This window comes from Microcystis sp. M_OC_Ca_00000000_C217Col (assembly GCF_007095585.1).
Classification (GTDB): Bacteria; Cyanobacteriota; Cyanobacteriia; order Cyanobacteriales; family Microcystaceae; genus Microcystis; species Microcystis panniformis.
This window is the reverse complement of the sequence record NZ_SFBV01000313.1, coordinates 1-11,580: the sequence shown is the minus strand read 5'-3', so window position 1 is coordinate 11,580 and position 11,580 is coordinate 1. Positions and strand designations below refer to the sequence as shown.

Here is an 11,580-nt window from a genome sequence, read left to right as displayed (position 1 = left end):
TAAGACCAGAACAGAGTAAATCTGTTAAGGCAGGTGCGAAAAATCCTTCGGGAAAGAAGCAGAAACCTAAATCGTGAGGTTTGGGAATCACCGTCCGTTTACGGCGGTGAGGATGTCAACTGGGTACTCTGTAGTTGATAGCTAAAAAAAGCCAGTAGTGTTCAGGAAAAACGGGGAGGGTTGAAAAGTGAAATCAAAAGAAAAGGGAATACCGTTAAAACTACCGTCGTCCGAGTCAGGTTTCTCGATGTTAGAAGTGATAATTGCCATTTTAACTATTACCGCTTTCTTAACAGGAACCTTACAGTTAATGGCAGTGAATGCCTTATATAAAGTTCGGGCAGAAAGACAAGCTCAAGCTAACTTTTGGATACAAGAAGATTTCGAGGATGTCAAATTTTTAGCTTCGACTTTAGATAACAAATACATCACCGCAGATGTGTGTACAAATATCAATCAGGGTTATGCCACAGCTTTAAGAAGACAACTAACGGCTATTCCCCCCCCCCACCACCCCTATACCGGCGGAACGATTAGTAGCGGAAAAACCAATTGTCGGTAAAGACTATTCTCTCTTTCAAACTTTTAAGATTGCTGAGCAATTGGCTAATCCCCATCGTCTCCGTATTGATTATCGAGTCGAAGCAACAGATAAAACTGCTAAAGATTACCAAAACCAAGAAGATGTTATTGCCGAAAGTTCTGTCGAGGTGATTCCCGATGCGTCGTTCAACTGTCCATAAAAATCAGGGTTTTACCCTGTTAGAAATTTTGGTAGCTTTGGCAATTGCGGGAATTCTTGCCGCCTTAACTGGACCTAATTTATTAGCTTGGTTAAATAGAAATAAAGTCCAAGAAGCCACCGATGCTATACAATCAGCCCTACAGGATGCTCAAAAACAAGCCATCCGTCTAGGGAGAATTTGCACGATTAATTTTACTGAAGGGACTGGTGCTAATCCCACGGTTTACGAGCAAATAAAGGCCAATGAACCGGGTTGTTTAGTGGCGACTAATACTAATGCGGGTTCCTTAAATCTGCCGCAGGAAGTATTTATGGTGGTGAATAATTTTCCCACCCTGGGCGGCAGTCCGGGGGTGCAGTTTTCCTTTCGGGGTCATGTGCCGCAGGAGCCAAAAAGTAAGCTCCCCCGGTTTGATCCGCCGAAAGATCAAGCGATAATCGTATTATATTCCGCCGCCAATGCCGACGAGCCCTATCCCAACCAAGAAAAAAAGTGTATAGTTATCGCTTCTCTGTTAGGAATAGTTAAACAAGGCACTTATAACGGCGATCCTCTAGATACGCTCAATGCCAATAATTGTAAAATCCGTCTCGATGGAACCGAACCCTAATCAGCTTCTCAAGGCAACACACCCCACTCCTGTGCAGTTAATCACCCGCTGCAGGATCGCAGAATCCAACCCAGTAAGACTCCGATACCACCAAAGCGGACAATTTGCCAAAAAACTTCCCCCAGCAGTCCGCGACGGATTCCTTCCCAGAATAGGCGCTTTAATTCCCCTTCTTTAAGTAAATTGCTTTCTAAAATTACCTCTAATTCTTGAATCTGTTCGCGAATTTGTAACAATTCCTTTTCTAGTTCAGGTAGGGGATTTTCCCGCCATTGGGGTTCTATTTGGCTAAATTGTGCCTCTAGGTCTTTTTTTTGCTGTTCTGCTTCGTTGATCTGTCGATAACGGTCTTTTAATGTTGCGATCGCCGCTTCGACTTCTTCAATCGCTTGGGTAAATTCTGCCGATTCATCGTTAGGGTACGGGTTTTCTTCTAAGGACATGGACTCGATGGTATTTCCTGCGTCTAAACTATAGTTATAGACGATTTTACGGTTTTACGAAACCTTTTGACTATGATTCCATCCCCTGTCTCTTCCTCATCTCAGACTGTTGATGATCTATCTACCCTGGAATTGGCGCGGATTTTGGCGGAACGTTTGGCGATCACACCGATTGACTGGCATCGTCTGAAAGCCAATCGTAATGCTCGGGCCGCCGAACAATTAGGGACGGCTTTGGTGTTTTTATTAGATAATCAGCCAGAAGAAGCACTTCCTCGGCTACAACAGGCTACAGGCTGGCTTGATCGCTCGATTTCTGCTCCTCCCTGTCCTTCTCACGGTCACGGTCATTAATTAAACCAGCGTTCCTGTTTAATTTGTTTACAAAGTTTCAGTTGGGTTCCTTGTTGATTCCAGTGAACTTGGTCGAAGATTTGATATAACATACACAGTCCTCGGCCATTTTCCGCTTCTTCGGGGGGAAAATTGGGACAATCGCAACTACAGCCATGATGGGGACAACCTGGCGTAAATCCACAACCTTCGTCGGTAATTACCCAAGAATACTCGTCTTTACTGCTGGAAAAGTGAACGACCACGGTTTTGCTGGGATCGAGATGATTGCCGTGTTTAGCGGCATTAACTAAAGCTTCTTGCAATCCTAATCTAATTTCTGGTTCTAATTCTTCGGGAATACTAGCGGTCAATAAATCTAAAATCGGACAAAGATACAAGGTGGAAGCGAAACTCATGGTGTTCCAACTTCGTTTGCTTGTTGGCAGTGAAATAGCAATCACGCACTTTACCTCTAGCTTATATTCAATGACTGTTCTCTTACAGAAAGATTAAGGTCTCTTAACCGTCGATCTAGTTGATTGCCATACCTAATGAGTCATGTTTTATCCCTTTTCTGTCTCTGAGATTGATTAGATATTTTTATGATTGATCTACACACCAATCGAGAATCAAGGCCACTTTGAGCGGGTAATTAATCAAAAAAGTAGTTGACTGGAACGGTCTTTAATATGCTATCATCCTTACCCATTGACTTTTCGACCATAAACGGCTAAAGTGTCGGGTTTTTCCTCCTATTTCATCCTACCATATTCGCTGTTTTTTGTCTAAGAAAAGCAGCGCATTCGACGTGGGGAGTTTGGGGAAAGAAATCGGCGGTTTGCACTTCTAGCAGTTGATAATCGCCTGTTTGACAGAGATATTGCAAGTCTCTGGCTAAAGTTGCACTTTGACAACTGATATAAACAATGCGTTGACTTTGCAGCCGTAACAGACTATCGAGGACAGATCGATCGCAACCTTTGCGGGGCGGATCGAGTAGAATAATGTCGGGTTTAACTGTCAGTTGCGGTAAAGTTTTTTCTACTGCCCCCAAAATAAAGGTTGTGTTGGTAATATCATTTAATTGGGCGTTAATCTTGGCTCGATCGAGGGAAAAGCTATAGGATTCTAGTCCAATCACCTCTTTAACCCGTTTAGCGAGGGGTAAAGTAAAAGTACCGATACCACAGTAGGCATCAATGAGAATTTCTTCACCTTTAAGGTCTAATTTCTGACAAATAACCGCAAATAAGGCTTCAGCAGCCTCTGTATTAACCTGAAAAAAGGTATCGGCAGCCAATTGATAGGTTAATCCGGCGAACTTTTCGGTAATATAGTCCCTTCCGGCGATAGTTGTGGTCTGAGCGCCAAAAATAGCATTACCTCGCTCGGGGTGATAATTCACGGTTACACCGACTAAATTGGCGTATTTTGCCAGCCATTGCTGCGCCTGTGCCTCAATTCCCTGTAAATTATTATCGGTACTAATCAGGGTTAATAAAACTTCTCCAGTGTGGCGGCCAATTCTTAGGGATAAATGGCGTAATTGTCCTTGGTGGGTCTTTTCATCGTAAATTGACCAGCCTTGACCCTGAATATCCTGTTTTATCTCTGCTAGAAACGGATTTAAAGCCTGATCTTGAATCGGACATTGATTGAGATTAATCAGATGATGGCTGCCGCGACGATAATAACCTGCTTGCACATTGCCGGTGGGGGAAAATCCGAGGGGATAGGTAGCTTTATTGCGATAAGCGAGGGGAGAATTACCGGTGAGGGGAGGATAAACCAAAGGATCGCTAAAACCGCCAATTCTGGTTAATACCTCTTGTACTTGCTCTTTTTTGACTAGGCGCTGAAATTGGTCCTCGATGTGTTGCCATTGACAGCCACCACATTTATCGGCGACGATGCAGCGGGGCCGGATACGATGGGGAGAAGCTTGTAGAATAGTTTGTAGTTTGCCGATCGCATGACTTTTTTTGATATAGGTGATGCGAGTTTGAATGCGATCGCCAATGACCGTATCCGGCACAAAAATCACCTGTCCTCGGTATTTTCCCACACCTTCGCCCGTATGGTTGAGGTCGGTAATCTCGATCTCGATTAAATCACCTTGTTGCATAGTTAGGGAAACCAGTTTTCATCCAGGGTTTCTTCTGGGGTAATAATGACTTCTCTGGGAATTTCTTGCCTGCTCAATTTCGAGACTATTTGCCTAGCTTTTCCATAACAAGAATCGAAAATTTCGAGGAGATAAGGTTTTAAGCTAGGACTGTCTTCCAGCAGATCGGCAATTTGAACTCGAAAATCAATAATTGCCGCTTCCCACTTATTAGCATTATACTCTCTTTCCGTCTGCAAATAAACTAACTTGAGCAGATGAGCTAATAATTGAATTAACAAACTTTTGAGAGCCTGTCGATTATTTTTTCCTATGCTTCCTAATTCCTCGATCAGATTAGTCCAGTCAACCGAGGCAAAATCCTCCTGTCGTAATTGGTTAACGGTTGTCTCGATCCATAGCTGAAAATCTCGATCGTATAAGCTGATCTTCGAGATCGGTATTTGAGCGGTCATGGGAGGTAAACAGTAAAAACAATCCAACTCTATTCTACAATCAAAAGTTAATTTTTCTAAAATCCTAGATCAGCTTTGGCAATTTTGGCCGCCGCTAATACTTCCTCATCGGGTAATTCTTTCCAGTCGGTCGCACCTATTTCAGCATAGAATTTTTGATCGTAGGCGCGAGTACGAATTACTACCGGCATGGGGACCGCATGACCTAAAACTAAAGCTTGTTGTTTTGAGTCTAATTTCGCTAAAACTGATCGCAAACTTCCCCCTCCAGAAACCCCAGTAAATATGGCTTCGATGTCTTTTTCATCGTTTAATAAACAGGTGATTCTCGTCCCTACCTGAGACATAACTTCGTTATCAATTCCTGAAGGTCTTTGATCGACAATTAAGAGAGTAACAAAGTATTTTCGCATCTCCCTGGCGATAGTTCCAAAGATAGTTTGATGTACCACAGCAGAATCAAGAAATCGATGAGCTTCTTCAATGGTAATTACTAACTGTTGCGGCCGATCAACGGGGTTTTTAGTTTGTAAAAAATATTCAGCTTTTTTAACATAATTAGCATGAATCCGACGGGTGATCATATTGGTGGCTAACATATAGGAAAGCATATTACTTTGGGAGCCAAATTCAATAACAACGTGCTTACCTGCATCTAAAGCTTGTAAAACCTGATCGATATAATTGTGGGGACAAACACTTCTTAAATATTTCAAACTATCTAGACGCATTAATTTTCTCTGGAGGGACATGATTGATCCCGCATGGCCTTGTTTTTCCGTACAGAAGATTTTAATATCCTCGTTACTCATATTTAATAACTGAGTAATCCAAGATTCTCCATACTCGTTATAGAGAATATTGGCATTATCTAAACTAGCTTCCGAGATACCTAATTCCCGACCGATTAAACGAATATCTTCGATTTCAATCTGATTATAACTTAAAAATAATTCCTGCGCTCCTCGTACTCCCCGACGTTTGGTAGAATCGGGATCGAGGGTATAAATTTCCACCTGTCCGGGGAATAATTGACATAATCCTTTCACCGTAGAAACCTCCTTCCCTTCTTTCATCGCTTCCCAACCGTATTCCGAGTGCATATCAAACATGAGGTTAACCCCTGCTTGTTTGCGAATAATGCCCGAAATTAGTAATCTAGTTAAAAAGGATTTTCCCGTCCCGGATTTGCCAAAAACACCGTTACTACGTTCCACAAAGCGATCGAGATTAATACATATTGGCACGTCCATGTCAAGGGGTTGACCAATAGCAAAATTCTTTCTGGTGGGGTCATCTTCCCAACCGAAAACCATGCGAAAATCCTGCTCACAAGCTTCATAAACTTGGCTAAAATGGGCGGGAATAGTTTTAACTGGCAGTAATTCTAAATCGGCGCTAGTTTGGGGTTGAAAAGAGCCTAAAGAAGTGTCAGAAACTGCCGGGGAATTACCTCCAGTCGGAGTAAACATGAGCATGGGAGATAGGTCAATAGTACCATAAGTACCGCTACCCGCTAAAACATCGCGCATAAAACTATCATCGGGATGGGGAGGATTCGCGATAATCCGGGGACTGGAGTTACCCAGGGAGACATCGGTGAGGAGACAGAAAAAACGCGAGCGAGTGCCTTGCACCACTAAAAATTTACCGACGCGCATATCTTCCACGGAAATATCCGGATAAAGACGGATTTCTAAACCTTCACTCAGGGAACCTTGAATAACCGATCCGAGGGGTTGTTCACTCATGCTAACCTTGATTTGTGGCGATGAATTATGAATTATGAATTATGAATGAGGAAGTGTTTTCAGTGATCAGTAAACAGTGATCACTGAACTTAAAACTCAAAACTAATAACTGATAACTGATAACTGATAACTGATAACTGATAACTGATAAAGGGGTTTAAGAAAAAAAATCGTGTTGATCAACGGGAAGCAAGGAAATAGCCAAGGGAGAAGAGAATGCCACTAAAAAAGTGAAGATTAACCGCTATAAACTTGCAGTTACTGACTAGCTGAGGTTGGTCGTGATTTTGGTTAACGTGGTTGACTAATTGCCAAGCGAAAGGGAGACTAAGGAAGATTAAAAGAGTGAGAGGGGGATAAACCTGGAGCAGGACAAAAACTACCGTTAAAACGTAAACGAGAACCGTCACTACGGTTAAAACTTTAGAACCCTTTAAAGTACCTAAACGGACAATAGGTGATTTTTTACCCGCTTTGAGATCATCGGCGACTTGATGGAAATGGGAACAAAAAAGGATGATAGAAGTGGTAATCCCGATAATAATTGAAGCCGCTAGACTAGAGAGAGAAAAAGCACCAGCTTGGGAATAGTAGGCAGCGGCAATCGCTAAGGGTCCAAAAGTAAAGAAACAGATAATTTCACCTAATCCTTGATAACCGAGACGGAAGGGAGGACCTTGATAGGTATAGCCCAAAAAACAGCAGAGGGCGATTAATTCTAGTATAGTCCAATCGCCTCGCCAATAACTAATAGCAAGAATACCAGCAATACCCACTAATAGAAAAAGATTACTCAGCCAGAAAATTAAAGATTTATTGCCAGTTAAATTAACGATCGAATGTGCCTTATTGACATCGATCCCGGTATCGGCATCAAAAACATCATTACTGAGATTTAACCAAGCGAGAATTAAAATAGCTGAGAGGATAAAAGTGGCAAAAATCGGCAGAGAAAATAGACCTGTTTCCTGATAAGCGATCGCTGTTCCCAGAATAATCGGTATAATTGCCACACTATACATTGGTGGTTTAATGGCTGCTAACCAGAGTTTTTGGGGCGAGGGAGTGGTGACAGTATCGGTGGTCATAGTTAGGGTTTGCTGACAAAGTTTTTCCTAGGCGTAGGGTGTGGGGTGTGGGGTTTTACCGATTTTCAGGGGGTCAATTAGCCAATTTTCAGGGAAAAAGTCCTTGAATTTACCCTGACTACTGACGAGCGACTCCTATTTTGATTTTGACCAGAGGTCTGATCATACCTGGGTTTTAAGGATATTTTACTCAAAAATAGAGATAAATAGACTAAAACCGGGTAAGACATCCTCTCCGTTTAAATTAGCGGGTAGTTCCATAATTTCTACGGGTTGCTGAGGACGATAAATTTCCACTTGTTGTTGTTGAGGATTAACTAGCCAACCTAATCGCAAACCACTGTGGAGATATTCCCGCATTTTAGCTTGAATTTCCGGGAGGGAATCGCTACGGGAGCGCAGTTCAATGACGAAATCGGGACAAATAGGCGGAAATTTCTCCTGTTCTTCTCGACTCAGAGCTTGCCAACGAGTTAAACTCACCCAAGCGGCATCGGGAGCGCGATCTCCGCCTTTCGGTAAACGAAAAATCGTCGCCGAACTAAAGACTTTACCCAATCGGGTTTGACGGTTCCAGATACCTAAGTCAATGATAAAATCGGCTTCTCGGTTGCCGCTAATTCCCCCAACAGGTGGCATCACAATTAATTCTCCTTGAACGTTTCTTTCCAGTTGCCAATCTGGGTTAACTTGACAGAGACGGTAAAACTGCTCATCGCTGAGATTGACTGTATCTAAGTTTAAAATCACTGCTGCCATAGCTATATTTCGCCCTAGAAAACACTCTAGTCTTAATTATAGTTAATTAGATTCCCCGCCAGATTGCGATCGCACCGTCTCGATCTCCAGTGACTAACCAACGACCATCTCGACTGGCAACCATTCTTAAGATGACGTTTCCCTTGAGAGTATTCAAGTGCCGACGGGTATTAACATCCCAAAATTTGACAGTTCCATCCCCGGAAGTGCTGGCCAAAACTTTACCCCCATCCAGCAGGGCCATATCGGTAACAGCGTCGTTATGGGCGAGAATAGTAGTGGTGCCGATGCCGCTTTTCACTTGCCAACCGCGGATCGAACCGTCTTGACTAGCAGTACCGGCGGTATTACCATCCTTGGAAAAAAGCACCCGATAAACGGGGAATAAATTCCCCGCATAGGCCCGAATAAAGCGACCGGTACTCACTTTCCACAGTTTAACGAAACCATCGTAATCGGCGCTGACAATTCCTTTACCATCGGGACTAAATGCGATCGCCTGAATCGGATGATTATGACCGCGCAGGGTTTTTAACAGTGTACCCGTCTGAAAATCCCAGAGTTTAACTGTACGATCCCAGCTACCCGTGGCCAAAATTTTGCCATCGGGAGAAATAGCGGCATCAGTAACGAGAAAAGCATGGCCAGGATAGGTCATTTCTAATTTTCCCGTGCGCGTATTCCAGCGTTGCACTTTTCCCCCCGCATCGGCAGTTACGAAACTCTTGCCATCGGGACTAAATTGGATAGCGTTAACAGTATCTCCTAGTTGCCAAGTCCTGAGAGGTTTTTGGGTTTTTAGGTCCCATTCCCTAACAGTGCCGTCAAAACTACCACTCAGCAGCAGGGAGTTATCGGGACTAATGGCCAAAGCATAGATGGGATCCTGATCGGCTTTTAAAATAGTAACCCGTTCGACCATCTGCCAAGGAACGATTTCTGCTAGGGGAGACGCTTGCGGGGTGGTGGTTTTCTCTTTTTCCCGATTGACTGCACAACCACCGGATAGCAACAGCAGTAATAATAAAGATAATGTCGGTTGATAAAGGGTTATTTTCATAGAATTTTGCCGTTGTCAAAATCATCTTAAACTACTTTAAACTTGAAGGGGTAGAATTTGAATAGAATAACGACAACGAGGAACAAGATAAATGACAAATTCTTGATTGGTTGTCTTGGCTTCTTCTAGAACATTCTGTAAATTTTCACCGTGAGCAATGACTCCTTTTTCATTATAGGCAATGTATTGATTTTTATATAAATCAATCACGGTGTCACGATTTTTGTTTAACCAACGTAAGTAGGTAGGCGTTAAAAGTTGTCAGATGCCCCCCTTATTAAGGGGGGATTAAAGGGGGGACTAAGGGGGGATCGGCACCCCCCTTATCAAGGGGGATCCCCCCGCCTTCGGCTTCCCCCCTTATCAAGGGGGATCCCCCCGCCTTCGGCTTCCCCCCTTATCAAGGGGGATCCCCCCGCCTTCGGCTTCCCCCCTTATCAAGGGGGGCTAGGGGGGATCGAACCTAAAATCCATTTTAAATTTAATTATAACCAGCTACTTAACATTTTTTGGGCTTGTTCTTGAGAGATTGAGTCTGTCATAATCTTTCTAAGGAGAGACGGTTTTGATTAAAATAAAAGCATCGCTAATCAGTTTATTTTTGTTAATTATAGCTTCTAGTTGCTCCGATTGATAACAAGCTGCTTCGACTTCTAGAGGAGCGGCATCCAAAGCATTAAGATAAGCATCGTTTAAAGTGTCTGTTAATTCCTCATCACTTAAATAATATCCTGCTGCTTTTCGGCGTTTATTGTGGCGTTGAATTTCTCTAACGCTATTGCGAATGGAGACATCCCAAGAACGAGTGGTTCGGTTTTCTGCCTGTTGTTTAATTAAATGAAGTAATAAGATAACAGCATAACTACGAATGGTGCTAATAATCCCATTTTTGCCCATATCTTCAAGTTCTTCTACAATCGCCAGTGAACCTTTAATATCACCTTTTAAGAGTAAAGCTTTTAATTCTAAAAGTTCTTCCATAATCCAATTTCTTCCCCCAAATACCCCTTAATTATATCTGGCCACAAGTCTCTCGGATATCCCAGGTTTATTGGGTAAAATGTATTCTAAGATACATTCTTGCGGGCGAGTGAGTGGAACCAACCACAGAGACACAAAGGACACAAAGATCGATCGCTACTATATAAGCAAAAATTGTCACACAAAGTCGAGAAGAGCCAAAAAGTTAATCTATTTTATAAGCTTTTCTCTGCTATGATGAGGCCGTTCTTGTAAAAGTCGAGTTTTTAGTCATGACGCAAAAATTAGCAAAACTAATTGATTTTCGGGGGGGGGTAAGCATAGCTTATTAAAGCTCTCAATTGCTTCCTCTGTCCTTGGTGTAAGTGCTTTGATAGTCACCCCTGTACAAGCAGCAAATTTGGTTCAAAATGGCAGTTTTGAGAACGGTGCAAACCCTGGTCTTTTTCAAACACTTGATGCTGTTTCCACGGTAATTACAGGATGGACGGTTAGCCAAGGATCAATTGATTATATAGGTACAGTATGGCAAGCTTCTAATGGTTCTAGAAGTCTGGATTTATCTGGAGGGAATGCTGGTCGAATTCAGCAAACCTTTAACACAACTGTCGGTGGGACTTATCGGGTGACTTTTGATCTGGCGGGTAATCCCAACGCAAGTCCTACTATTAAAGAGATGAGAGTGAGTGCAGGAGGAAGTTCTGCTGACTTTTCTTTTGACACAACAGGAAAAAGCCGTTCAAACATGGGATGGGTATCAAATTCTTGGGATTTTACTGCTAACAGTACAACCACTACCCTTGAGTTTATCAGTTTAAGTAATAGCTTTGCTGGTCCTGTGTTGGATAATGTCTCAGTGATAGCTGTTCCCGAACCTTCATCAATGCTAGGATTATTGAGTTTAGGAGTATTAGGAATTAGTTCTGCTTTAAAACGTCAATCTTAATCTATTTTTATCTTTTTAACCCATCTAAACTAGGTGGGTTAAATTGAATATTCAGATAGGCTTAAAATCGGTGAATAATTTGAATTTTGCGGCACATTTTTAATAATATGCTAGGATAGTATTGATGTTTTAGGAGGTAACAACCTATGCAGTTAGAAGATTAGAACTCTTGCAAATTAATTATATGTTATAATGATGGGTTAACTAATTTTCCCCAAAAAATTAGTTAACCAGTACATTCGTCCTGAATGAAAACTTGAAGTTTAACTTTTAACTCAAA

General features: G+C 42.4%; 12 protein-coding genes and 2 pseudogenes. 4 read left to right on the top strand and 10 right to left on the bottom strand.

The genetic code is table 11. The features are described from left to right. The first annotated feature begins 247 nt into the window (after positions 1-247). Positions 248-743: pseudogene (locus EWV66_RS19985) on the top strand (type 4 pilin). Then, the gene (locus tag EWV66_RS19980; RefSeq protein WP_287108494.1) at positions 721-1,356 is read left to right on the top strand and encodes a pilus assembly FimT family protein; all 636 of its coding nucleotides are present in this window, start codon (positions 721-723) and stop codon (positions 1,354-1,356) included. The pseudogene EWV66_RS19985 and the gene EWV66_RS19980 overlap by 23 nt, the downstream one beginning before the upstream one ends. 41 nt (positions 1,357-1,397) lie before the next feature. On the opposite strand, the gene EWV66_RS19975 is transcribed toward EWV66_RS19980, so the two are convergent. Next, a complete protein-coding gene (locus EWV66_RS19975; protein ID WP_002768149.1) occupies positions 1,398-1,799 on the bottom strand; it encodes a sll0565 family protein in 402 nt (133 codons plus the stop codon). 72 nt (positions 1,800-1,871) lie between these two features. On the opposite strand from EWV66_RS19975, the gene EWV66_RS19970 reads away from it, so the two are divergent. Further along, positions 1,872-2,153, top strand: a complete 282-nt coding sequence (locus tag EWV66_RS19970; protein ID WP_287108495.1) for a DUF6439 family protein — start codon at positions 1,872-1,874, stop codon at positions 2,151-2,153. Here EWV66_RS19970 and EWV66_RS19965 read toward each other — a convergent pair. The 9 genes and pseudogenes from EWV66_RS19965 to EWV66_RS19925 all read right to left on the bottom strand — a co-directional run bounded on the left by EWV66_RS19965 (position 2,150) and on the right by EWV66_RS19925 (position 10,354). After that, positions 2,150-2,551: an ATP-binding protein gene (locus tag EWV66_RS19965; RefSeq protein ID WP_002763681.1), complete on the bottom strand. Its 402-nt coding sequence runs from the start codon at positions 2,549-2,551 to the stop codon at positions 2,150-2,152. The genes EWV66_RS19970 and EWV66_RS19965 overlap by 4 nt on opposite strands. A 341-nt stretch (positions 2,552-2,892) precedes the next feature. Then, the gene (rlmD, locus tag EWV66_RS19960; RefSeq protein WP_052277973.1) at positions 2,893-4,260 is read right to left on the bottom strand and encodes a 23S rRNA (uracil(1939)-C(5))-methyltransferase RlmD; all 1,368 of its coding nucleotides are present in this window, start codon (positions 4,258-4,260) and stop codon (positions 2,893-2,895) included. A gap of 2 nt (positions 4,261-4,262) precedes the next feature. Then, the gene (locus tag EWV66_RS19955) at positions 4,263-4,715 is read right to left on the bottom strand and encodes a DUF29 domain-containing protein (RefSeq protein ID WP_287108496.1); all 453 of its coding nucleotides are present in this window, start codon (positions 4,713-4,715) and stop codon (positions 4,263-4,265) included. Positions 4,716-4,771: 56 nt separating this feature from the next. Beyond that, complete coding sequence (locus tag EWV66_RS19950) at positions 4,772-6,466, bottom strand: helicase HerA domain-containing protein (protein ID WP_072923899.1); 1,695 nt, start codon at positions 6,464-6,466, stop codon at positions 4,772-4,774. A gap of 179 nt (positions 6,467-6,645) precedes the next feature. After that, positions 6,646-7,554, bottom strand: a complete 909-nt coding sequence (gene menA / locus EWV66_RS19945; protein WP_072923901.1) for a 2-carboxy-1,4-naphthoquinone phytyltransferase — start codon at positions 7,552-7,554, stop codon at positions 6,646-6,648. Between the two features lie 186 nt (positions 7,555-7,740). After that, a complete protein-coding gene (locus EWV66_RS19940) occupies positions 7,741-8,313 on the bottom strand; it encodes a Uma2 family endonuclease (RefSeq protein ID WP_052277976.1) in 573 nt (190 codons plus the stop codon). 46 nt (positions 8,314-8,359) lie between these two features. Beyond that, on the bottom strand, positions 8,360-9,373 hold the full coding sequence (locus EWV66_RS19935) for a WD40 repeat domain-containing protein (protein ID WP_052277977.1): 1,014 nt from the start codon (positions 9,371-9,373) through the stop codon (positions 8,360-8,362). A gap of 36 nt (positions 9,374-9,409) precedes the next feature. Beyond that, positions 9,410-9,613 (bottom strand): annotated as a pseudogene (locus tag EWV66_RS19930) (DUF5678 domain-containing protein); the annotation flags it as partial. 309 nt (positions 9,614-9,922) lie between these two features. Further along, the gene (locus EWV66_RS19925) at positions 9,923-10,354 is read right to left on the bottom strand and encodes a DUF29 family protein (RefSeq protein ID WP_052277978.1); all 432 of its coding nucleotides are present in this window, start codon (positions 10,352-10,354) and stop codon (positions 9,923-9,925) included. Between the two features lie 370 nt (positions 10,355-10,724). Between EWV66_RS19925 and EWV66_RS19920 the strand changes: the two genes are divergently transcribed. Beyond that, on the top strand, positions 10,725-11,300 hold the full coding sequence (locus tag EWV66_RS19920) for a choice-of-anchor C family PEP-CTERM protein (protein ID WP_128575286.1): 576 nt from the start codon (positions 10,725-10,727) through the stop codon (positions 11,298-11,300). Positions 11,301-11,580 lie beyond the last annotated feature (280 nt).